Annotated in this window: 23 protein-coding genes; 6 read left to right on the plus strand and 17 right to left on the minus strand. The window is 45.1% G+C overall.

Annotated elements, in window-relative coordinates; all coding sequences use genetic code 11:
• Window positions 1–67: 67 nt before the first annotated feature.
• The 4 genes from AC0VYA_RS15975 to rpoE form a co-directional block, all read right to left on the minus strand.
• Window positions 68–568, minus strand: coding sequence for a SoxR reducing system RseC family protein (locus AC0VYA_RS15975; RefSeq protein WP_475488903.1), 501 nt, complete (start codon window positions 566–568; stop codon window positions 68–70).
• A 1-nt stretch (window position 569) separates the two neighbouring features.
• A complete protein-coding gene (locus tag AC0VYA_RS15980; protein WP_475488904.1) occupies window positions 570–1,571 on the minus strand; it encodes a MucB/RseB C-terminal domain-containing protein in 1,002 nt (333 codons plus the stop codon).
• Window positions 1,572–1,611: 40 nt separating this feature from the next.
• Window positions 1,612–2,214 carry a sigma-E factor negative regulatory protein gene (locus AC0VYA_RS15985; protein WP_475488905.1) on the minus strand — a complete coding sequence of 201 codons (603 nt, stop codon included), beginning with the start codon at window positions 2,212–2,214 and terminating at the stop codon, window positions 1,612–1,614.
• Window positions 2,215–2,342: 128 nt separating this feature from the next.
• Window positions 2,343–2,921 carry an RNA polymerase sigma factor RpoE gene (rpoE, locus tag AC0VYA_RS15990; protein WP_006993139.1) on the minus strand — a complete coding sequence of 193 codons (579 nt, stop codon included), beginning with the start codon at window positions 2,919–2,921 and terminating at the stop codon, window positions 2,343–2,345.
• Window positions 2,922–3,161: 240 nt separating this feature from the next.
• Between rpoE and nadB the strand changes: the two genes are divergently transcribed.
• Window positions 3,162–4,766 (plus strand): L-aspartate oxidase, encoded by a 1,605-nt coding sequence (gene nadB, locus AC0VYA_RS15995; protein WP_011575896.1) that lies wholly within the window; start codon window positions 3,162–3,164, stop codon window positions 4,764–4,766.
• Window positions 4,767–4,768: 2 nt separating this feature from the next.
• On the opposite strand, the gene AC0VYA_RS16000 is transcribed toward nadB, so the two are convergent.
• From AC0VYA_RS16000 to AC0VYA_RS16010, 3 genes are read right to left on the minus strand one after another with little or no spacing between them, the layout of a single operon-like run.
• Window positions 4,769–5,731, minus strand: a complete 963-nt coding sequence (locus AC0VYA_RS16000; protein WP_475488906.1) for a MaoC family dehydratase — start codon at window positions 5,729–5,731, stop codon at window positions 4,769–4,771.
• 21 nt (window positions 5,732–5,752) lie between these two features.
• Window positions 5,753–6,172, minus strand: coding sequence for a protein YgfX (locus AC0VYA_RS16005; RefSeq protein WP_475488907.1), 420 nt, complete (start codon window positions 6,170–6,172; stop codon window positions 5,753–5,755).
• A 22-nt stretch (window positions 6,173–6,194) separates the two neighbouring features.
• Complete coding sequence (locus AC0VYA_RS16010) at window positions 6,195–6,446, minus strand: FAD assembly factor SdhE (protein ID WP_011575899.1); 252 nt, start codon at window positions 6,444–6,446, stop codon at window positions 6,195–6,197.
• Between the two features lie 157 nt (window positions 6,447–6,603).
• On the opposite strand from AC0VYA_RS16010, the gene ygfZ reads away from it, so the two are divergent.
• On the plus strand, window positions 6,604–7,563 hold the full coding sequence (gene ygfZ / locus AC0VYA_RS16015; RefSeq protein WP_475488908.1) for a tRNA-modifying protein YgfZ: 960 nt from the start codon (window positions 6,604–6,606) through the stop codon (window positions 7,561–7,563).
• Between the two features lie 68 nt (window positions 7,564–7,631).
• A complete protein-coding gene (locus AC0VYA_RS16020; RefSeq protein ID WP_011575901.1) occupies window positions 7,632–8,117 on the plus strand; it encodes an FKBP-type peptidyl-prolyl cis-trans isomerase in 486 nt (161 codons plus the stop codon).
• A 104-nt stretch (window positions 8,118–8,221) separates the two neighbouring features.
• Here the strand turns inward: AC0VYA_RS16020 and AC0VYA_RS16025 are convergent, their stop codons facing one another.
• From AC0VYA_RS16025 to AC0VYA_RS16045, 5 genes are all read right to left on the minus strand, one after another.
• Window positions 8,222–8,560, minus strand: coding sequence for a P-II family nitrogen regulator (locus AC0VYA_RS16025; RefSeq protein ID WP_006993147.1), 339 nt, complete (start codon window positions 8,558–8,560; stop codon window positions 8,222–8,224).
• Window positions 8,561–8,584: 24 nt separating this feature from the next.
• Entirely contained in the window at window positions 8,585–9,415 is an 831-nt protein-coding gene (gene nadE, locus AC0VYA_RS16030; protein WP_011575902.1) for an ammonia-dependent NAD(+) synthetase, read from the minus strand.
• A gap of 98 nt (window positions 9,416–9,513) precedes the next feature.
• Window positions 9,514–11,178: a type IV pilus modification PilV family protein gene (locus tag AC0VYA_RS16035; RefSeq protein ID WP_475488909.1), complete on the minus strand. Its 1,665-nt coding sequence runs from the start codon at window positions 11,176–11,178 to the stop codon at window positions 9,514–9,516.
• Window positions 11,179–12,318, minus strand: coding sequence for a PIN domain-containing protein (locus AC0VYA_RS16040; protein ID WP_475488910.1), 1,140 nt, complete (start codon window positions 12,316–12,318; stop codon window positions 11,179–11,181).
• Complete coding sequence (locus AC0VYA_RS16045) at window positions 12,305–12,874, minus strand: prepilin cleavage protein (RefSeq protein ID WP_475488911.1); 570 nt, start codon at window positions 12,872–12,874, stop codon at window positions 12,305–12,307. The genes AC0VYA_RS16040 and AC0VYA_RS16045 overlap by 14 nt, the downstream gene beginning before the upstream one ends.
• Before the next feature lie 105 nt (window positions 12,875–12,979).
• On the opposite strand from AC0VYA_RS16045, the gene AC0VYA_RS16050 reads away from it, so the two are divergent.
• Entirely contained in the window at window positions 12,980–14,188 is a 1,209-nt protein-coding gene (locus tag AC0VYA_RS16050) for an IS4-like element ISPat1 family transposase (protein ID WP_475488912.1), read from the plus strand.
• Between the two features lie 76 nt (window positions 14,189–14,264).
• Here AC0VYA_RS16050 and AC0VYA_RS16055 read toward each other — a convergent pair whose 3' ends face one another.
• On the minus strand, window positions 14,265–14,765 hold the full coding sequence (locus AC0VYA_RS16055; protein ID WP_232283239.1) for a GspH/FimT family pseudopilin: 501 nt from the start codon (window positions 14,763–14,765) through the stop codon (window positions 14,265–14,267).
• Between the two features lie 244 nt (window positions 14,766–15,009).
• Here AC0VYA_RS16055 and AC0VYA_RS16060 point away from each other — a divergent pair, with 244 nt between their 5' ends.
• Both AC0VYA_RS16060 and AC0VYA_RS16065 read left to right on the plus strand, forming a co-directional pair.
• Window positions 15,010–15,402, plus strand: coding sequence for a type IV pilin protein (locus tag AC0VYA_RS16060; protein ID WP_475488913.1), 393 nt, complete (start codon window positions 15,010–15,012; stop codon window positions 15,400–15,402).
• A gap of 95 nt (window positions 15,403–15,497) precedes the next feature.
• Window positions 15,498–16,070 (plus strand): GspH/FimT family pseudopilin, encoded by a 573-nt coding sequence (locus AC0VYA_RS16065; RefSeq protein WP_475491080.1) that lies wholly within the window; start codon window positions 15,498–15,500, stop codon window positions 16,068–16,070.
• Between the two features lie 24 nt (window positions 16,071–16,094).
• On the opposite strand, the gene AC0VYA_RS16070 is transcribed toward AC0VYA_RS16065, so the two are convergent.
• The 4 genes from AC0VYA_RS16070 to AC0VYA_RS16085 all read right to left on the minus strand — a co-directional run bounded on the left by AC0VYA_RS16070 (window position 16,095) and on the right by AC0VYA_RS16085 (window position 22,111).
• On the minus strand, window positions 16,095–16,508 hold the full coding sequence (locus AC0VYA_RS16070) for a type IV pilin protein (protein ID WP_049765965.1): 414 nt from the start codon (window positions 16,506–16,508) through the stop codon (window positions 16,095–16,097).
• 61 nt (window positions 16,509–16,569) lie between these two features.
• Window positions 16,570–20,649 carry a PilC/PilY family type IV pilus protein gene (locus AC0VYA_RS16075; protein WP_475491081.1) on the minus strand — a complete coding sequence of 1,360 codons (4,080 nt, stop codon included), beginning with the start codon at window positions 20,647–20,649 and terminating at the stop codon, window positions 16,570–16,572.
• Between the two features lie 11 nt (window positions 20,650–20,660).
• Window positions 20,661–21,263 carry a PilX N-terminal domain-containing pilus assembly protein gene (locus AC0VYA_RS16080; protein WP_475488914.1) on the minus strand — a complete coding sequence of 201 codons (603 nt, stop codon included), beginning with the start codon at window positions 21,261–21,263 and terminating at the stop codon, window positions 20,661–20,663.
• Entirely contained in the window at window positions 21,260–22,111 is an 852-nt protein-coding gene (locus AC0VYA_RS16085; protein WP_475491082.1) for a PilW family protein, read from the minus strand. Before AC0VYA_RS16085 ends, AC0VYA_RS16080 begins: the two co-directional genes overlap by 4 nt.
• Window positions 22,112–22,115 lie beyond the last annotated feature (4 nt).

The raw sequence follows: 22,115 nt of genomic DNA on the forward strand, positions 1-22,115 counted from the left end.
CAATTTTATCAGCCAATTTGCGATAAAGAACTCAACGGATATGCATAATTAATGCTCGAAATAGCGTTTAAGGCTCAATGATGTTTACATCAATACAGTCTACTCGGGTTTTCAAGCTGGGTAAGACGGCTAAAAGTTGGGGTTCGAACTGCGTTTTAGTGCCTGAGATATAGCGTTTTACGCCTAAAAAACTGACAGCGGCAGCGACCATGGAAGATAAAATCACCCAACCTTCCCCCTCAATTGAGTAGCTTGATAGCAATAAAGTACTAGTGGTTGCCACGACAATCATGGTCAGAAGAGGCAGCATATAAACGAGCAACGAAGCACTTAGCAGCATAGATTCAGGAATGCCTAGTTTAACATCTTGCCCTACAGCAACTGATTCGTCGCAAGGTAACCATAGCGCGTCGCGTTTATTGGCTAGCGCTCGGGCAATCACACCCGTGCCGCAATTGTCTTTTGCATGACAACTGCCACAGGTAGATTTTACCTGAGTAGCGATTTTAATAAATTGATGTTCATGACGCATTTGGACGTCAATGACAGTGCCAACTTCTTCAATCATCTCAATTAGTGGCTAAGTGGATGGAACTGGCAATATGATTAGCTGTTTCAGGGGGAAGCTTACCCACTACAGTCACATTCAGCCTCCCCTGATTTAGGGTGAGTAAGGTATCTGATTCGTGGCGCAGCAAAATATCTTGGTTTATTCCATCGTTCTGGCTTTCACGCATGTATATAGATACATCTACAAGGCCATCGCTCAACATAACATATTCAACAGATTGCCCTGTGATTGGCAAACGATGAATATCACGTTTAACCTCAACCATGCCAACAGGCATATAGGCAATATCCCAAATCGCTTTAGTATGCGTTTGCGGCCTTAACTTTAATACCTCTGGTAACATAGCAGGTTCGATTTTTTCAAAAAAATCATCAGGCTGCTCTGTGACGTGACATGCTGTCACTTGTATTTGTTCTAGTAACTGGCCGTTTAAATCCACTAAGTTCATTTTAAGCATCAGGCCGGTTTCTTGGTCAAGCCAGACATTCATGCCAAATCTAGATTTATCTTTACTAACAATGCGAATTTGCTGGGCGGCTCGTCCAGATACTCTGCTACGACCCACCATAACAAAATCGTAGCTGTCTTTGATTTCATCAGGCTGTTGGAAAAACTCACTGGGAAATGGCCCGTTGATAACCCTTGATTGCAAACTATATGGTGGAACATTTGGCTCAAAGTAACTTACTTTATCGTCGATTCGTACGACTTCCCTACCCGGGCCATTGAGTAAATTCAGTTGCTCCATTTTGACACCGCTAGCACTTACACCGTGACGCCATAAGTAGGGTTGAGAGTCAACGCCGGGCTTGAGCAGTACAAATGAAATACTGTAGTTCAGGTTACTGTGGGCATAAGACATCTTTTCGAGCCAGCCATGGGCGCTATCAGACGGAAAAGCTTTAGCAGGTTCACTGTGGGATGACGCTGGAAGGTCTACAGACACTGTCTTTTGGTCGTCTTCGACTGACTGACCAATGCTAGAAAAAGATAAAGACACTAGGCAGGCAAGCGTAACCTGCCTAATGCATTGGAAAGATTTACTTTTGTGAGATGCTTTCAACGTTGTTTGACTGTTCAGTATCATATAACTCTACTTCAGATTCGCCTTCGGCCGGTGCGGCTTTAAAACGTAATTGCTGCTTATGGTCATTCAAGTAGGCGTTAATGACTCTGCGCTGCTCTGATGCATCAGCTCTAGGTAGAGTACGCGTCTGCTCTAAGCTGACCGGTGATAAACCACCTTGGATACCCAACAATGCAGGAGCAGAATTGAATGGTTGCTCTACATCAGTCTGGTTGTACTGCTGTACACCGATTATCATCGCTACTGCAACTGATGCTGCAATGGCCATTTGCCCACCTTGTTTAGCAAAGGGTACCACAGAACCAACCAAAGGTAGATCACGCCATGTTTTCTTCGGTGCAAGAATGGCAGGTTCTGATGCCAATGCAGCGGCTACATTTGCAGCAATATCGACATTGATTTGTGCTGTCATCTCTTTACGCAAACTGTCGCGTATTAAGTGATAGCTTTGCCATTTGTCGGCAAGCTCAGCATCATTTTTAATTCCATCTAGTAATTGTTCGTCGTGTAACTCACCATCAACTAGAGCAGACAAATTTTCAATCTTTTGCGTCATATAACAAGCTTCCTGAATATACGCTTAAATAAACTGTCACTTGAAATAAAAATCTATCTCAAATTAACTTGCAACTGCAACATGTCAACATGACATTGTTACAACAGTCACCGTTCTTAATCCCTTTGCTAACGTTGCAGCAAAGGTTGAATAACCTTATCCAGTGCTTCACGAGCTCTGAATATCCGTGATCGAACAGTCCCAACAGGACAATCCATCACATTAGCAATCTCTTCATAACTTAGCCCTTCTAATTCCCGCAGGCTAATGGCCATGCGCAAATCTTCGGGTAATTTATCCATCGTATCAAACAGCAATTTTTCCATTTGATCCGACATTAAACTTTTTTCTGGCGAATTATTCTCTTTCAAGGCATCACTGCCATCATAAAAATCCGCGTCTTCTGCGTCCACATCGCTCGCAGGGGGCTTTCTACCTTGCGAAACTAAATAATTTTTAGCGCTGTTTACGGCTATACGGTATAACCAAGTGTAAAATGCGCTATCGCCCCTAAAATTAGGTAATGCACGGTAAGCTTTAATAAAGGCTTCTTGTGCTACGTCAGCAACGTCACCGGAGTTCTTCACATATCGTGATACCAAATAAGACACCTTGTGTTGGTACTTAACCACCAACAATCCGAATGCGTCTTTGTCTCCTCGTTGCACTTTTTCAACTATTTGTTGATCTGTTAACTGCTCGCTCATTCGAGCCGATACTCCTGCTACAAATATTATTTTGGCTCATGCAAGCACTATAATTGACCATGCCTTTTGCAATAAGTTCGTTTTGTAAGAATTTTTTTCGAAATAAGGTCGAAATAAATTCGAAATATAGTTTTGTTATCGTGGGCTAATAAGGGCTGATCCAATTGAATATCATTGTATTTTTTACAACATTAATTAGTATTGCCACCCTCTATTGGCATTATTGGTGTAGTTTACCCTATGCACTCCACTGTTGAACATCGTTGTGACGTACTAATTATAGGCAGCGGCGCTGCCGGACTTAGCCTAGCATTGAAATTGGCTGAGCATTGCCAAATTATCGTTTTAAGTAAAAGTAGTTTAGCGGAAGGGTCGACACGATATGCCCAAGGCGGTATCGCCGCTGTATTCGACGAAGACGATTCAATCGAATCCCACGTAAAAGATACGCTTAATGCAGGTGCAGGCTTATGCGATGAACAAGCGGTTCACTTTACTGCTTCTAGAGCAAAAACCTGCATGCAGTGGTTGATTGACTTCGGTATGCCGTTCGATCAAATGACCGACACCAACGATGGTGAACAGCGTTATCATCTTACACGTGAAGGTGGGCACAGCCACAGGCGTATCCTGCACGCAGCCGATGCGACCGGGGAAGCCGTTCAAGTCACTTTAATCGAAGCGGTCAAACAGCATCCGAATATCCATATATTTGAACGTTATAATGCGGTTGATCTAATCAAAAGCAAGGATGAGCAAAATCAGTTGTTAGGCGCCTATGTGTGGAACCGAAAACATGAACATGTTGAAGTGATCCGCAGCAAATTCACCGCACTTGCCACTGGTGGCGCCAGCAAAGTTTATCAATATACTTCCAACCCAGATGTTTCCAGTGGTGATGGAATAGCCATGGCGTGGCGTGCTGGTTGCAGCGTTGCTAATATGGAGTTTAATCAATTCCACCCAACCTGTTTATTTCATCCTGAAGCACGCAACTTTTTGATCAGTGAAGCTCTGCGCGGTGAAGGCGCCTTTTTATGCCACGCAGATGGCACGCCCTTCATGCAAAAATTTGATGAGCGTGGTGACTTGGCCCCAAGAGATATAGTCGCACGGGCCATTGATTTCGAAATGAAACGCCTTGGTGCCGATTGCATGTATTTAGATATCAGTCATAAACCCGCTGATTTTATCAAAAAGCATTTCCCCAACATCTATCGTAAGTGCCGGGCGTTGGGCATCGATATCACCAGACAGCCCATCCCTGTCGTACCAGCAGCACATTATAGCTGTGGCGGTGTGGTGACTGACTTTAATGCAAAAACTGACTTAGATAACCTGTACGCGCTAGGTGAGGTAGCATATACCGGTTTGCATGGTGCAAATCGCATGGCCAGTAACTCGTTGCTTGAATGCATAGTGTTTGCTCACTCAGCCGCTGATCACATTATCAAGCGCTTGACTGACGGGGACTCAAATGAGGGTATTCAGCCTTGGGATGAGTCACAAGTGGGCGACTCAGACGAGGAAGTTATTATTCAGCATAATTGGCATGAGTTACGTCTTTTCATGTGGGATTACGTGGGGATCGTGCGCACTGACAAGCGCTTAGCAAGAGCGCAGCATAGAATCGAACTGTTAAAACAAGAAGTGGATGAGTACTACTCTTACTTCAGAGTGAGCAATAATTTATTGGAACTGCGTAACCTACTGACCGTTGCTGAGCTTATCGTGAAGTGTGCGCAGCAACGCAAGGAAAGCCGTGGCTTACACTACAACTTAGACTACCCTGGCTTGCTCGAAAACCCGAGCCCGTCGGTTATCCCAGGGAAAATCACCAAATAGTGTCACAGTGACTGCACCTCTCCGCTCAGGTGGGGTGCGCCTGTATCTTGGTTTTTAAGTGAAAACTTCATCGCCCTCTCCTGGGTATTCTCTGAAACCTCTTTACTATTCACTTCATCAATAGCCCCAACATCACCAGCTTTACTGTGCGTAGCCTCGCACTGTGAAAATACGACACGACTTGGCAACATTGCTGGCTTAATGAATTGAACCTGAGTGTTAAATGGCTGAATGAATAAATCCTGATCTATCTGCTCTAATGCAGAAAGACAACGAGATTTAGACCACATACCATGAGCGATAGCGTGTTTAAAACCGAACAATCTGGCGCTTAGCTTAGATAAATGAATGGGGTTAAAATCCCCTGACGCTCTTGCATAATCACGCCCTAGGCCAGGATGCAATTGCCACATCTGCTTGCTCTGTGCGCTCCCTTCAAGCCCAGTTGTGGCCTCATTCGCTGGGGTACTTTCTTTATTCATTGCACTAAATCGAGTACTTCGATACAAATTACTGCTGACGGATGACCAGCACAGCTCCCCATCGACGTGCACATCTGTAACGATTGAAAATACAATCCCTTTAGCATGGGACTTCATATCTTTGAAGTGGCAACGAAACACACAGGCTTCACTCGCTTGCACAGGGCGATATTGAATAATTTCATTATTAATGTGCACCAAGCCCAACAAAGCGAAGGGAAAATCTTTTTGCAGCATCAACATCAAATGCATTGGGAAACTTACCACGTGCAAATAACACGGATGAAGATGCTCCGCTCGCCATCCTGTCACGGCATGAAACTGCTCGATACTTGAATCTAATAAACGTGCCGGAGCAAAAGACAAGGGCTGCTTGGGTAGATCGTCGAACGTAGGCGGCAATTGGTTAATATTGTCTCGTTTAAGAGCAGCCTTAAACATCAGGTTAGCAAAACGAGGTAACGTCGTTAATGGAGTCTTCATAATTTTAGATTTTTGGCTTTTTTAGCAGGTTCTTGCACGCTGCTGACTTGCTATGATACAGCGACACAATCGACGATAGTCTTTCTCACTAACGCTGTCCTTGAATATCCAACTCCAACGAATAGAAGTTTTCTGGGGTTGATGTCGCTGTAACAGAGGTATGCGTTGCACCCATAGTAGACTGCCAAGCATTTTAGATTGCTCACCGATCCACCAATTAGCATCTTGCCTGGCATCGAGATAATTCCACTCACCTTCGTAGCTCACCTGCACCACAAACTTAGAATGCTCTCTTTTTCGCCACATGCTTATGCAATATACCGTAATCAAACTGCCTAATATGAACTGCAGCAAGAGCTGATAACGCAGGCTATGAGGCTGCCAAGCAAAAACACTTGTCAATAAAACAACGTAAGCCAAACAGGCGATATACGCTTGCATTCGCGACGGTTTTACTTCAACTCTATACTTTGACACGACTTAATATGTGATCTATCAAGCGCTTGTAATCGGGATTATTACACGCTTGATGGCCCATTAGCCAAGCGTATAAATCGGGATCATCACATGTAAGCAGGCTCTCAAAAATAACTTTATCCGCTTCAGATAAATCGTTGAATCCCTCTTCAACAAACGGCATAAAGATAACATCTAATTCTAACATTCCGCGCCGGCATGCCCATTTCAGGCGCGCATATCTTTGTTTGGTAAACATGGATCATCCTATTGTGATTATTCGAGCGCAGTTTAGCATAATTTACCGTTTATAATCCTCATCTGAAACGCCATTGCTTTCTCAATATTTCCCCTTGCTAAATAGCATTTTAACCTCATATCAATTACCCATTACGAATTAAGCTGAGATAACACTTGTGATAAACACCATTGATACCGCGGACACCATCCCTGCAGATTTTATTTGTCGCTTAGATGACTTGCATGTACTGAACATCAGTGGTGAAGAGCGTATCAAATACTTGCAAGGCCAAGTCACCGCTGACATGACAAAACTTAGCGCCCATGAAGCTCTGTTTGGCAGCCACTGTGACTTTAAAGGCAAGACTTGGAACATTTTTTACGCCCTAGAGCACAATGACTCTGTGCTTTTCGTAAGCCATAAAGAAAGTGCCGCGGCGTCATTGCCCGAACTTAAAAAATACGGTGTGTTTGCTAAAGTCGATTTCGTCGATGAGCCAACCCAGTGGGCATGTTTTGGTGGACAAGGGCAGCAGCTCGAGGCTGTTATCAGTCAATTATTCGGTAGTACACCGGCTGAACACTTGCAATCGCTTAGCAATGCTAACGGTGTGGTGTTAGCGCTAGGCTCAGAAAACAAACGCTTCATGCTTGTACTTACACCTGAAGGCCAAGCTCATTTAGCTGCACATGAAACGCTAACGTATGCTGATAAGACCCTATGGGAAGTGCTTGATATAAAAGCGGGGGTTGCTGAATTGCGCACTGTCACCAGTAATGAATTTGTGCCGCAAATGATGAACTTACAAGCACTAGATGGCATCAGTTTTAGCAAGGGTTGTTACATGGGCCAAGAAGTGGTGGCTCGAACTAAGTTTTTGGGCAAAAACAAACGAGCGGCTTTCATCCTTAAAGCTGACGAATCGGTAAATCCGCTGCCTGGCGATAACCTTGAAATTCCGATCGGCGAAAACTGGCGAAAGGGGGGGACAGTATTACGCAGTGCAACCCTAAACAAAGAAACTTGGTTATTAGCGGTTGTGGCAAACGACACTGAAATTAATTCGATAATGCGGTTGAAAGATCGACCTAATGCGGTATTTACCGTGCAATCTCTGCCATATTCATTAGAATAAAAGGCGAATACTTAATTTTTAATCGGTGAATATTTCATGTATTCACCACCAATTTTTATGGGTACCCAATGAATATAACCACCAACACAGTCGTTACCATGCACTTCACTGTAAGTGCGCCAGATGGCACACAAATCGACTCGTCAAAAGAATCAGAACCAATGGTTTTCTTGCAAGGTAGTCATTACCTGATCCAAGGTTTAGAAGATCATTTGGAAGGTAAAGAGGTTGGTGAGAAATTCGTTATCGATATCGAGCCTGAACAAGCCTATGGCGAGCGCCACGACACCCTAGTTCAAGAAGTGCCACGTTCAATGTTCGAAGGTATGGAAATTGAGCCTGGCATGACATTCAGAGCAACCACAGATGAAGGTGAGCAATCTGTGATGATCCTTGATGTTGATGACGAAACGGTTGTAGTTGATGGCAATCATCCGTTGTCTGGCTTGACGCTTACATTTGATGTAGAGGTATTAGAAGTTCGCGCAGCAACTGAAGAAGAAATAGCTCACGGCCATCCTCATACTGCTGAAGGATGTGGTCACACTCATTAGTAGATGTTTCTAATTCTAATATTAATCGGGTAAGACTAACCGGTAATAAACACAAACGAGGCCAAATGGCCTCGTTTTTTATAGCATGTGCTCAAGCACTTAAATTAAACGGCGTCTTCATTTTCCTCCCCTGTACGGATACGAATAACGCGCTCAACTTCGTAAACGAAAATTTTCCCGTCACCGATTTTGCCGGTTTGCGCTGTTTTCATAATCGCTTCGATAGCCAGTTCTACTTGCCCGTCTGGGATAACGACCTCTAGCTTCATTTTAGGTAAAAAGTCTACATTGTATTCGGCACCACGATATAACTCCGTGTGTCCTTTTTGACGTCCAAAGCCTTTAACTTCGGTTACCGTCATGCCACTCACGCCAACTTCAGCAAGTGCTTCTCGCACATCATCCATTTTAAACGGCTTAATAATCGCTTCGACTTTCTTCACTTTTCTTCTCTCCAGATGGTGTGCTTAATCATAAATTGTGGGAATAGGTACACGTTTATGTTGCGTCTTTTTATAAATTTCCAATAGGCGCTCTGTCACTTGTTGTGGCACAGGCTTCCCTTCAAGAAAATCGTCAATGTCATCATAACTCATTCCCAATGCTTGCTCGTCAGCTTTTTGCGGGCTTAAGCTCTCTAGATCAGCTGTCGGCGCTTTATGCACAAGATTATCGGGTGCGCCCAAATAACTTGCCACCTGCCTAACCTGACGTTTATTCAGGCCAAACATTGGCGCCAAATCACAAGCGCCATCACCGTACTTAGTATAGAACCCAGTGATATTCTCAGCAGAATGATCCGTGCCTAACACTAAACCGTCAAGCATGCCTGCAATTTCGTATTGCACGACCATGCGTGTTCTCGCTTTGACATTGCCTTTAACAAAATCACGTTTGGTATCACTAGCAGGCAATATCCCTGCATCACTTAATGCTTTGCTCGTTTGCTCATCAATCGCATCTGCGCCTGGCTGCACATTCACCGATATTGACTGGCTCGGTTGGATGAAATCAATCGACAATTGGGCGTCGTCTTCATCGGCTTGAACTTTGTAAGGCAACCGCACAGCGACAAATTGGTAATCAGAGCTTGATGGTGAATTCAATTGATTCACCGCAATTTGTGCTAATCGACCTAAAGTGCAAGAGTCGATCCCACCACTGATCCCCAATACGAGGGTTTTTAACCCCGAAGCAACCAAATGGGATTTAATAAAATTAACACGGGTCTGTACTTCGCTTTCAACATCAATTTGCGGTTTCACACGCATTTCGTCAATCACCGCTTGCTTGTGCATTTTTCTCTCACTCTGCTGGTAAAACTGATTATTAGAATGGCCCACTGATAGCTAACATCTGCGCTATAAATTCAGTCAGAAGCCATTAGGCTGAAAAATCAGGGCTGAATAACAACCTCTAGCCCATCTCCTTCTTTTACATTCAATGCTTCATAGGGTGATAAAGGTGCATGCCCAACTAATCCACTGTTAGAGCCATTCATCGATGCATATATTCTGCTTTGGCCCAACAATAGGTTTTCTATGACACCTCTTTGGTAGCTAGCATAATAATCTTGTCCAACATTCTCAACAGTTTGTATCGCTTGTTGCAGTATATTTACGCTTAGCGTATCGGATGAGCGCCAATCTGCGAGTAATGTCACATTAACATCATAAAAAGGCGCTAGGGCAATCCAGCGGTCATCATTGCTGGCAATAAGTGTGTTCAAGTACGCTAAATCTTCGGCATACAAGCGCTCTATATAGACACCATAGGCTGCTAGTTGAAATTGCCCTAGGGGCAATGTGATATCCCGTCCTATTATCGGTGGCGGTAGCGCCGTATTTTGAATATACGCAGCCAACACTTGTTTTATATAAGCGGTATAGGCGTCACGGTTATTTTGCTGCGCTAAATGCTGAGCAGCGAATTCGGTGATCGCTAACTGCACAAGATCACTCGCCACATGATAAAAGCCATCTACTCGCTTGAATCGACAAACTTCCTGATATTCATTCCCTTCAGCGAGAGCTTCTTCAAATACATTGTCACCTATACGATTGTAGTGCTTATGCGCATCACCTGATTCGAGTCGATAATAGTTTTGAGTATTGACCATCGCACTTGTATCGTGATGGTCGTTACAGCACTGCTCACAACGGGCGTGTTGCCCTGGCTCTGCAACGCCTCTAGCTTTGAACACCTCTTGCCCTTGGGTTGTGCTCAATCTATCCCCTTGAATGACCGTCATTGCAGGCATTTTTCCTAAGCCATTTTGCGCTACTCGGCAATCACATCCAACTACAAGCTGGCTTTCTAACCGTGTTTTCTCATACTCATTGGCAAATAATTCAACTCGATTTTGCTCAATTTTTATCGCGATATTATCCCCCACAACATCAATAATCGGCGCCCTGCCCTGTAGCGCTAAATCACTATCGATATGATGCAAAACGTCAATATTGTCCCTCGTAGGCATGTACGTCACCGGTAAAGGCTGGTTGTTCCCTATGTTGGCACTCACCACATGCTGACTCCGGGTAAAAGGTACTGGCGTTAATTGGCTGTGCAAAGAGACAGTTAGTGCCTCCCCAAATTGGTCTTGCCAACCAACGGTGATCTGTAACATCTTTTTAGGTGCAACAACAGGCAAGGTTTGCGGTAAATTAACATTGCCTTCAGGTAGCCAAGTATCAGGCAGTAAATCGTTATCGGTATCGACGAAGTACATGTTTTTCACTTGCCAGTGCAATTCAAAGGGGATTGTCTGGGTTTGTGATTGCCAAAGCTTTACTGCAACCTCCCCTGCGGCGATACCCCCTCCTGTGTCAGAATGTATATCTTGATAACTTTTTTGCCCAGCACTGCTATGCACAACACTGAAACTGTGCAGGTCACTTAACTTTTTCTTTGCCAGTGTGAGTGCCTGCTGGCGCAAATTTAACGTATAGTCGAGTTTTATATAATGGGATTGTAACTGCACATAACCAGCGACACCGAACAGCATAATGGCGGTAGCAATCAGCACTTCTAATAAGCTAAATCCAGAATGAGTCTTCATCTAAAAATCACGCCAACTTCCGCTGATTTTTCCGATACGTTGCATGTCAGCATCTTGATGCAGTTTCGTTAATACATTTAACTGGTATCGAATTGCCAATTGACTCAAAGCTGCATCAATGGGGGAGAGCAGCACTAATGCGCCATTCAGCTGTGCACTCGCTGCCATGGCTATTCTTTTCGCGTTAGGTGGGTTTTGCGTGCTCAGATAAATAACCAGACCAAAAATTTGACTATCTTCAGGCATCAGCAAAGCTGAGTCCGCTAGAATTAACATAATTGGGGTATCAATACTGCCAATCTGTTGGCCTATTTCTAAACGGCATTCACCTTGTATCCATATGACACGTGTATCCGCAATCGTTAATGGCTCGCAATCCGCGGCGATAAGCGACACTTCACTCTTTAAAATGTGCCAGTCAGGCACAGGTATATTGAACAGGTATTCCAATACATCCGCCGGGAACCCCTCGTGCTCTTGCAGCGTATCAATGCCTAAGTTGGTATTGTTCGAATACATATCTAAAGCACATCTGTTTTCATCAAATATCTGCAATGCACAGGTTCGACTGTCTACATCAATAGCGAAAAGGGTCTTATCCGTCCATATAGAGACAGGCACCCCATTACCACCAGCATTCGGGTTCGCCCCTAGGACAAAACGTAAGTCATTAGGTATGTCAACGGCGCTGATCAAAGGTACTGGCGGGATAATGTGAAGAAAAGGATAACGAAGTACCTGCTCGCTCACCTGATGTCGACTCTGCCCATCAGCAGATAAGCCAGCAGATTCGATGGTGGCCCACTGTGTATTCAAGCCGTTACGTTGGAATGGATTAAATTGAGCACTCACAATCGCACGCGCATTATTGCTGAACGTTATATTGTGCTCTTCGCCTTGCCAGATAACATCAGATTGCATAAGGCTCATACCATGCGCTAACCCGCCTTGCGCTGCAGCCGATGACAATGCTTGGTTTTGGCTGTTGAGCAGTATTTTATGTTCAAGGGACTTCACGCGCCCAGTATGGACGGTGACTAAACTAGCTAGCACTAACAACAAGGAGACCGTCACAAGCATCATAGCGCCTTTGCTTGCGCGCTTAGAATGATGCCCATAGTCATATTTATTGAGCATCATTGTTCACTAAAAAGCGTATTGTGCTTTGGCGTGACACATCTGGCTGAGCCTTCAAGTTAGCCACCAGATTCATCTCTACTTGCGTCAATACCCTCTGTCCAACGATAAACTCCGTTAACGTGAAATGTAGACGCGTGACCTGCACAACATTGGGGTCTGTGACATCATGCCAGCCATTGCTATTACATTGCGCTCCAGTTGTGCGCATCTCTATTGCTTTACCGCGCAGGCGATAGCCATAATTTTCATTGCCATCTTGGGTATCCAGAACCCCATTAGCATTGCGATCGTAAGCAAATAAAATACAGCTATCTTCGATTTCATTAGTAAACTGGCTAAGGGTTAACGAATCTGCGAAAGGATTTAACGCATTAATAGGGTCGATAATTTGTGCTGATGCACCTGCGTGAAAGCCCGCTCTGGCGATATCTCGGGCTAACATCTGAGAGACTAAGGTAAACTCTTCATTCAGACGAGAAGAGGTCAATAAATTAGCATTTACCCCGACCCCAAACCCGATAAAAGCGGTAAATGCAGACAACGCTGATACGCCCAAAGCTAACGAATCCCCTCATAATTATGAGCAGAAACAATAATATAGACACGCATAGCGCCATTTGATCTAATAAATTTCGCCAAAAACCAACCAGATAACAACACCATGCGTGATATTCATATCTTACACGATTTGCTTAAAAAGCAATGCCCTAATCTACATGCCAAACGTCTTTCCTCTTTGATGGTTGCCACCCAATCTTTGCTAGATGGTCAGCAACTGTCGTTGACCGAATTGGGACGAAATATCTCAGGATCAGTGGCCCCGAAACACAACATTAAACGCATCGACAGGCTGCTTGGTAATAACAACCTACATAATGAACGGCTCGACATCTATCGTTGGCACGCTCGCTTGCTTTGCGGTGCTAACCCCATGCCCGTTGTCCTTGTGGATTGGTCTGATGTGCGTGAGCAGCTCAGGCATTTAACCTTACGTGCATCGGTCAGTGTTCAGGGGCGCTCTGTCACGCTTTATGAGCGCGTATTTTCATTCGGTGAATACAATTCACCTGTTAGTCATAATCCGTTTTTACGGGAGTTGGCGAGTATCCTGCCGTCGGGTTGTTGCCCGTTGATTGTGACCGATGCAGGCTATCGTAACCCTTGGTTTCGTGAAGTCGAAAAGCATGGATGGTTCTGGCTAGGCCGAGTGCGCGGTGATGTGGGATTTAAGCGTGATGGGCAAGCATCATGGCAAAGTAATAAGTCGTTTTATCCCAGTGCAAATTCTCGGGCCAAATACCTTGGGTGTGGGCAATTAGGGCGTAAAAGCCCGCTTCATGCACACCTGCATTTGTACAAAGCAAAGGCCAAACATCGAAAGGACAACCGTTCTTCAAAGGCAGGGCGAAACCACACCGCCCAGCAAAGCTATCGTGCGGGTAGCAAAGAGCCTTGGCTACTCGCCACTAATCTTCCCGAGAACGATAAACTTAACTCAAAACAGCTGGTTTCCCTTTATGCAAGACGGATGCAAATAGAAGAAACCTTCCGCGATATTAAAAGCCCTCAATACGGAATGGGACTGCGCCACAGCAACAGTCGCTGTACCAAACGATTCGACATATTACTGCTGATAGCGATGCTCGCAGAATGGCTATTACGGCTACTCGGTATCATCGCCGTGAAGCAAAACTGGGAAAGAGCATTTCAAGCAAACACCATCCGTCATCGGCGCGTGTTATCCATTATTAGGCTAGGCAGAGAAGTCAGGAAAAGGGCAAAAGATTACAGGATGAACTCAGCTCAAATGACATGGGCTATCGCCCAATATATTACCTGGGTTCACAAAGAAGGAAGACCAATTCTATGAGGGGATCCCCCAGCGCCCAAAGACATGGCAATCATCAGCTCTATCAATGAACTGCCTTTGCTAAGAAATCGCGAATTCAACATTGTCTGTATGCCACAATATCACCTTCGTTCACGCACAGACGAACCCGCCCCATATTACTTACAATAAGTTTGAGTTCATCCGTCGTATCACCAAAAATCAACGAGCCTGAATCCCCCATGGCCATGCCTCTTGCACCGTCAAATACCGCACTATCATTCTGGCCAAAGCGCAATTGCGTCAGTTGTACAGAGGAAAAATCACTATGTTGAATGCGCGACTGCACTCCCAACACTGAGCAACTGTCTTCGATTCGACAATTACATACTTCGGATAGGTTCATACCTAGGCACCACGCTTGGCCGTCTTGAATAGTAACGAATATATTCTGCCCAGATGCGATAGCACTTGCGCGAGCGTGTTGCATAAAGAAATAGCTCTCTTGTGCCGCTTGCTTAATATGTAGCTGCTGTTTTGAATCTAATAATGAGGGGACGCCTAGCGTCATTAATATCATGGTAATAGATATCACCAACATAAGTTCTAATAGAGACATTCCTTTGCACATGTTCATCAGTATGCGTGATCCGAAAATGGGGCTACAACATGAAAGTAACGCGCGAACTTAAGCGAGGAGCAGTGTAATCAATCAGAGGGCAACAAACCCGAGTACACAAAGCTTTGACTGCATTTTGCGTGGCGAAAAATAATAATTGAGCATATAAATATAGACTAGATCGAGAAAAATTTTAGGCCGAAGGTAAAGCCTATCTTGAAGAGATAAAATACAAGGATGAATTGTGTATCAACACCTCGCGTATAACCGCTATATTGGATTTAGTTTGATTGAACTGATGATTGTGGTGACCATCATCGGGATACTCGCCATGGTCGCCCTGCCCAGTTATCAAAATCACATTGTACAGACTCGTCGTGTTGATGCGCAAAACGCCTTATTGAAATGGCATTTACAACAAGAGCGTTACCGGATTTCCCACACCACGTATGCTGACGAGGTCGCCTTAGCGGTACCGACAAATGACTTATATGAATTTAGTGTTTCGAACATATCTGCAACTCGTTTTACATTGCAAGCCGAAGCGTTGTCAACGCAACTGGCAGATACTGGCTGTACAACTCTAACTATCAATCAATCTATGACACAGTCTCCGGCAAATTGCTGGCCCCGATAATTCTGATATTAAAAGCTTAATCATCACTACGCTTTTAATACCATAGCCACTTGGCTCATACGTTACCTTGCCAGTATTAACGTTACACTTTGAGCATGAGAAAAGTCTATCGTTACCAAAATGAAAACCCCGCAGCGCAACGCGGTGTGACGCTTATCGAATTGATGATAAGCGTCAGTATTGCCATTATTCTCGCCGCGAGCGTAGCACCTAGCTTACAGGCGACCATTTCCCACAACACAATTGCAGCGCAGATGAATAAAATCAGTGCTTTAGCCCAGTATGCCAGAGGCCACTCGATAGATAATCAAATTGAAACAACCTTTTGTGCTACATCAGATTACGCAACTTGTTCTAATAATTGGGCGCTAGCCAAAATGGTCTTTGTTGATACCAACGGGGATGGTGAACGCAACGCAAACGAATCATTGCTTGCATCCTTAAGTATCGAGAGGAACAACATTGCTGTTCAAGGCCCTCAAAACCCCGTTGTTTTTACTATAAACGGCGGAGCTAATAATAATGCAGACATCCTATTTTGCGGCGAAGAAACGTCATCTCACCGGGCATTGTTCATCAGTTTACAAGGTAGAGTAAAAACTAGTCGAGACAGTGACAACAACGGGGTTTATGAGGGCAGAAACGGAGAGACTTTAAGCTGTTCTTAAACTGCTATTGAGTGCCAAACTCAATTAGCATCGCCAACAGAACTCAGAAGCAGAAATGGCTCCGTCTGCATTTTGATCCCACGCTTTACGCCCGTCACTATAATAGTAAAGTGCGCCTTGGCTAGCGACCAAAGGCTGCGCCTTAATTCGATAGGCAGAACCACCACCCGACAGGCTATCAATCGTCAAGTTGTACGCTTTATTATCCGCTGATTCACTGGCGGGTGAATGATGGGCGAAAATAGCTGGTTCTCCTGTATCTGCTCCCTCATTTGCCGCACCTGCATAACTAAAGTTAGCTAACTTATGACGCTCCATTTGCGCCGCAAACGTCATTAGGTCAGCTTGGGCGACATTGCGTTTGCTGTCTACCATGTAGCTTTGATAACTTGGATAGGCAACCGTACTAACGATCCCCACAATAGCAACAGCGATCATCAACTCCATCAAAGAGAAGCCGCCATTAGCCGCCATTCTCGAGGGGGTGTTCATACGCCTTTTATTCATCTTCTTGTCTTTCAATTTCCGTTTTCCAACTGCTCTTTTGGATCCGCTCGAAGCGACCATAAATGTTTTGTGCTAAACAGCCAAAGGCCGAAGTACAGACGACTTCATCACCTTGCTCATCTACTTCAATCACCGCTGACGCACACTCAGTTCCTAAACACACGACAGGCTGTAAAATATCCTCAATAAGGATTTTGGTGTCTGGTGCGATACCCGTTTGCTTGAGATCGGCAAATCGATCTTGATGGGTCGTTTGATTATCATTGTTCAGATCCACCACCGCATTACCGTTAATTAATTCCACTAAATATGCGCGGCTGTTACCACTAGGAGGGGCGCATAGGCTGTCGTTTGCTGTGGCAGGCAAATAGGTAGTGAAGAACACTTGATAATTTAATATTAAAGGCGAGGCTAATACTTTCTCGCCTCCAGTGCTAAGGTCCACCAGCCAACCCGCCCTACTGGCGAATAGTGCAATTTGCTCCTCTACCACGGTTTCATCTGATGAGGTCAGTAGATGGGCCGTCGCATCATATAAGTCATCACGGGTAAATGCATTTTCAGGTAAGCCATAATGACCCTGTTCATCTGTTGAGAAGATGCCAAAGTCTTTTAACATATAAAAACTGTCTTGAATCTGCGCATTCAATGGATGTGCTCGATAACCAGAACCGATTGCCACAGCATAAAAATTTTCATCAACGGCACTTATTTGAGCAACATCAGGCGCATAGTAAAAGCGTCGATTGTCTTCTGCCAAATCCCCCCCTAAATCAGCGAGTAAACCGCCGCTGACTAAGTCGCTACGCCCCGAACCATTATGTATGTCTAGGCGAAACAGTTGTCCTCCTAAATCGGCCACATACATATGATCTGCTAAGCCATCATTGTCCCGGTCAATCACCGATATACGAGCAGGAATACTGTATTGCATGTCGCTTAGTAATAAGTCCGCAGCGCTGTTGCTGACTGACCAAATTAACTCCCCGCTGTCAGCATCTACAATAAACACCGCGTTACCGAAATTGTCAGCGCTGCGAGCTATTTTGTTGTCTTGCTCTGCGTCATAACCGCCACCAAAAATAAGCACATTGCGTATAGTTTCGCCCACTTTGATTTTGGTGACGGTTGGCCTTGACCATGATTGCCCAAGCTTTTCAAACCCCGTGCTTCCCCCGATAATCTGATGCACTAAGGTAGGATTTGATTTACTGGAAATATCAAAGGTATAGTAATTTCGACCGCCACGGCGCATGCCTACATAAAGATAAACCTTGTCATCAAAATGACGTAATACCAGATCGCCGTCTAAACCATAGATATGATTCGACGTGGTGTTTTCGCGGTAAAATTCATACAAATTGCCGAGTAACTCTTGAGGAATGACAGCAAAATTTTCACTACCCGTTTGGGCGTCAAATGAATGCAAGAATCCCTGATTAGTCGCGACAAAAATAGCGCTGTCGGTAGCTGAATAATTGACAATGACAGGCTGAGAATGAATAGGATCTCCCATTTGTAGGCGCACGTCAGATGTATCACCATCACCATCGTCATCTTTTAAGTCAACACCTCTTACCCACTTCAGTAAGTTGCTACGTATGGTGCTCGCATCATCAAGCATATCAATGGATAAGGCTTGCTCAGTGATATTACTGTTACTTTCATGCATACGGTTATCAGTGGTAGCGAACGCCCCTGGTGCTGAAAACGTAAATAGATTACGCGCCAAACTCATTTTACTCGCCGCCCCGCCTTGGCGAACATCATTACCATCAGTTAACACTGACCAATAGCTATGGGCTTGCTCAGAGAAAAAGCCATTGCCGTCATCCACAGCAGGCAAACCGTTTTTATCTAAAATAGTATCCCCATCGATTTTGTATTTCTTCAGGTTTCCAGGCCAGTTGCTTCCCTCAGACGGTTTAAACAACGCAAAGTACAACTCGTCTTTATGGGTTAAGCGATTTAATTGATTCACCGCAACCCCTGGGGAGACAAATGTCGCGTTCACATCTTTAACGGTTTTCAAAATCGATTGAAATGCACCTAATAATTCTTGGCTGTTATCCGCTTGATAAAAACCTCCGCCCCCTTGTAAGGCTATTTGATTCAAAAAACTATTGGCTTCGGTATTCGCTGCAAAACCTATGGTGTGCGTAATAATGCGGCTGTCTATCACGGATCCCTCAGAATCTGCTACGTTTCGAACTAAACTTAAGCCGCATTTTTCACCGCCACTGCCTGTGCACGACGCGCTAAGTAAGCTCTCAATCTCATCAACACTGTGGTTATTGTTCGCTTCGCCGTCCGAGAGTAAAACGATATGATTATTCACTTGGCATTGGCGATCTGAAATGGGCGAAATATAGCGAGCCCCTTGAGGAATTTGTTGAGTGATGCAGTTAGATGAACTTAAATTGTCTTCTTCGCAGCCTGGGGGGAGCGTAGCATCTTGTCCTGAATATGAAAGTCGGTGACTGACACGCGTGTTACGCCTAACGGTATTCGATACACTATTATTGCCCCGCGCCAGGCCATAGTTCACATCAAGCCCGCCGTAATACATCACACCTTCATATAGAGTATCCACGATTGGGGTATAACCACTGGCACTGAGCTCATCCACTTTGCTGACTAAGTGCTCGCGCACAGTTGAGGTTTGGCCCGGTGTCGCTTGACCTTGAAATTCGATGACTAATTTAGCGGCTCCCGAAGGGCGCTCTGCATACGTATAGGCCCCCCGCGTATTGCTAAAGTCAGACAAGATAAACATTATGTCATTGCCCAACTGCCAATCATTGCGCTCTACCAACTGATTAATAATACTCGCAACTGACGGGCTCTGATAATCTCGATTTCGATACCATCGCTCAATGCCACTCCAGTTGACCGATGCGGTTTTGGCTTTATTTCTCAACAAATATCGGGGGTAGTTATTAAAGCTGTTTGGATCCGCTTCATTCGCTGCTCGAATTGTCATTGATGCGCTGTTATTGCTGCTGTTTTGATAAGCAGTGAATTCAAGGTAGGCATTGCTTACCACGGCACCTTGAGGTAAAGCGATATTACGAAAGCGCAAACCAATGTAATCGTTACTGCTGGCATTGAAGGTCAATTCGCTACCCGTTGACTGATATCCATTGCCGCGCTCTTCAGCATTGTTAGATTGACTGTCAATTTGATACGTCAAGTCTCCAGTAACACACCCCGTAGCGGTAGTTTCATCGTACACCACCACCAGTTGCGGTGAGAGGCCTCCTCCTTGTTCGACGCTTTCAGCCAGCCGGTTGCTGGCAGCACTTAGGCCTTGGGTCGTCAGAATAATATTAAGATCATTGCCCCCACACCACTCGCTTTGATCAACAACTTCTTGTACCACTGTACTAAAATCAATGCTCGCAACTGTGTCGCCAACTGAGGGCCAATCGTTATTTTGCTCCCAAAGCACGTAATTCGATGTTTTCGTGCGTTGGCTGATGTCTTGCTGGTTACTGGTGTAAGTCAGTGCATTGGGGGTAAGTTCCGCATTAATCTGAATTTGGGCTGCTGAAGCATCAAAACCCCGGGAGGTAAAGCGCAAGTACGCACTTGTGATGGTTGCTCCTTGAGGAATGTTCAAGCTCTGGTAGCGAAGCCCCGTAAACACAGTGTCGGTTCCTGCAGATAGGGTTAAACTACTATTGTTAAGATTAACCACACCGCTGCGCTCAGTAGCATCGTCAGTCCCAACAACGATAGGCACAATCAGTTCCGGTGAAACCGTGTCATCTATGGGGCGCACAGGGTAAAGTATGGGACCGCCATAATCCGAAAAACGCATTAAACCGGCATTTACGTTGGTCACCGAACGCAAGGTCTCTTTAAGGGCGTTTTGTACTCTGAGCATACGCGACTCATTGGTGTCGTCATCGGCTGTCATACTGCCCGAAGTATCCATGATAAAGAGCACATTAGGGTCGTATTTGACCTGCTCTGTGCTCGCGCCAAAGTAGATTTCCAGATCGTCAGCTACTGCTTCCAGCGATGGAAACAAGCCCAATAATAGTATTAGCATGTTGAAACGGGACATCATACCTCCGGTCATTGTGACGCTGGCGCCAGTACAGCAGCTGTTAAACTATTGGCAACAATCGAACGACTCCCTTGCATTTGGCCGCACCCCTTAATAATAAACACATGACAAGTAATATGACTGCCACTGATAACGTTACTCGAGCCCAAACAAGCCTGCTCTCGCACATAGGCCGTACGGGACCAACTGTCAATAGCAGGGCTAGTGTCATAGTGCCCCTGTGCTTGATGCAAAGCTCCCTTAGAAAGCCCAGCACTGGTCACCTGCCTGTTAGTCCACGCGTCAGGATCTTGGCAGCGAAGTGCCTCATTCTGTATGTCCAGCGCCGTGTTTTGTCGTGCTTGTGTTAATGGGTCTATCATGTTCACATCACTGATAACCGCGCTGTCTTCGGATTCAAACACCACACCCGCAATCGCCGCCTCTGCGGCGTCAAACGCAAGTGTTTGCGTTTGTAGCGATACCGCCATTTTATCTTGCAATAACCCGCTCGAGACAGACGCAATTCCCAGTACGGTTAAGCTCACCAGTACCAGCAATGCGAAAACCATTACTAAGCCTTTCTGCTTATGTCCTCGCGCCAAATTGCCACTACAAAGTGTCTGTTTCATAGCTTTCTACTGCGCATGTAATTTTTGACATTACGCAGCGTGACCGTGGTTTCAAAGGGTTTAAATAAACCAGTACCACTTTGTGTGGTGGGCGCTTCATTGAGTAATTTAAACGCTTTTTGAGCGCTGACCTTCACTTCACCCTCCCCCCGCAAAAGCACGCCTAAGCGCAGTGCCACCACCTGACTGCCGCTCGCTAATACTAATGGGAGCTCCCCCGCTGTAACATAACGTATAGGACGCCCCGAGCTATCCCCTGACAAAATAGCATTCGTGATCCCATAAAGCGCTTGAAAGCTGAACACATCATCAAGAATGATTTCAGCGCTGTTATCAACTTCATCATTGTTCGCCAGCATTGCCCTTAACACCCGCCCATCAAAGCCTCGGCAACGTAACGTATTGTTCTGCACAAAATAATGATTCACTACGAAGAATTCTTCCCCGTCCGCATAGCCCAAACGATTACCACGACAGTCAATACTCCCTTGCAAACCAATAACCACCTGATCATTTGCCCCTGCATTTCCATCGGTTGCGCCAAGCGCAGGCATAGCAACAAAATCGCCTGGCAAAATAACGGGATGATTTTGTACAAAGCTAGCTTCTTCTATCACATCTACCGCTGTGTTAAGGCTTGAGGCGAGCAGATCTGAACGCCCAGCCATGAGCATTTCTGTGCGCAGACGACTAATCACAAATCGGCCATTCTCTTGAACTGACGTCACGGCTTGATTCACGCCTTGCGTCACCCGCGAACTCACCATGACTTGAATAATGGCACCAGAGATAATCAAGCCTAATGCTAAAGCAATCATTAACTCTATTAGGCTAAAGCCCGTTTGCATTTGA

This window comes from Paraglaciecola sp. QJM3NY_14, from assembly GCF_056173245.1.

Excerpts from the sequence above, each read along its gene's own strand:
- AC0VYA_RS16005 (WP_475488907.1), bottom strand. The coding sequence starts at position 6,172 with ATGCAAGCGTATATCGCCTGTTTGGCTTACGTTGTTTTATTGACAAGT.
- AC0VYA_RS16055 (WP_232283239.1), bottom strand. The coding sequence starts at position 14,765 with ATGTCTCTATTAGAACTTATGTTGGTGATATCTATTACCATGATATTA.
- AC0VYA_RS16080 (WP_475488914.1), bottom strand. The coding sequence starts at position 21,263 with ATGAAACAGACACTTTGTAGTGGCAATTTGGCGCGAGGACATAAGCAG.
- AC0VYA_RS16010 (WP_011575899.1), bottom strand. The coding sequence starts at position 6,446 with ATGTTTACCAAACAAAGATATGCGCGCCTGAAATGGGCATGCCGGCGC.
- AC0VYA_RS16085 (WP_475491082.1), bottom strand. The coding sequence starts at position 22,111 with ATGCAAACGGGCTTTAGCCTAATAGAGTTAATGATTGCTTTAGCATTA.
- AC0VYA_RS16040 (WP_475488910.1), bottom strand. The coding sequence starts at position 12,318 with ATGATGCTCAATAAATATGACTATGGGCATCATTCTAAGCGCGCAAGC.
- AC0VYA_RS16050 (WP_475488912.1), top strand. The coding sequence starts at position 12,980 with ATGCGTGATATTCATATCTTACACGATTTGCTTAAAAAGCAATGCCCT.
- nadE (WP_011575902.1), bottom strand. The coding sequence starts at position 9,415 with ATGCACAAGCAAGCGGTGATTGACGAAATGCGTGTGAAACCGCAAATT.
- AC0VYA_RS15985 (WP_475488905.1), bottom strand. The coding sequence starts at position 2,214 with ATGACGCAAAAGATTGAAAATTTGTCTGCTCTAGTTGATGGTGAGTTA.
- AC0VYA_RS16035 (WP_475488909.1), bottom strand. The coding sequence starts at position 11,178 with ATGAAGACTCATTCTGGATTTAGCTTATTAGAAGTGCTGATTGCTACC.
- AC0VYA_RS16020 (WP_011575901.1), top strand. The coding sequence starts at position 7,632 with ATGAATATAACCACCAACACAGTCGTTACCATGCACTTCACTGTAAGT.
- AC0VYA_RS16000 (WP_475488906.1), bottom strand. The coding sequence starts at position 5,731 with ATGAAGACTCCATTAACGACGTTACCTCGTTTTGCTAACCTGATGTTT.
- AC0VYA_RS15975 (WP_475488903.1), bottom strand. The coding sequence starts at position 568 with ATGATTGAAGAAGTTGGCACTGTCATTGACGTCCAAATGCGTCATGAA.
- AC0VYA_RS16075 (WP_475491081.1), bottom strand. The coding sequence starts at position 20,649 with ATGTCCCGTTTCAACATGCTAATACTATTATTGGGCTTGTTTCCATCG.
- AC0VYA_RS16070 (WP_049765965.1), bottom strand. The coding sequence starts at position 16,508 with ATGATCGCTGTTGCTATTGTGGGGATCGTTAGTACGGTTGCCTATCCA.
- rpoE (WP_006993139.1), bottom strand. The coding sequence starts at position 2,921 with ATGAGCGAGCAGTTAACAGATCAACAAATAGTTGAAAAAGTGCAACGA.
- AC0VYA_RS16065 (WP_475491080.1), top strand. The coding sequence starts at position 15,498 with ATGAGAAAAGTCTATCGTTACCAAAATGAAAACCCCGCAGCGCAACGC.
- nadB (WP_011575896.1), top strand. The coding sequence starts at position 3,162 with ATGCACTCCACTGTTGAACATCGTTGTGACGTACTAATTATAGGCAGC.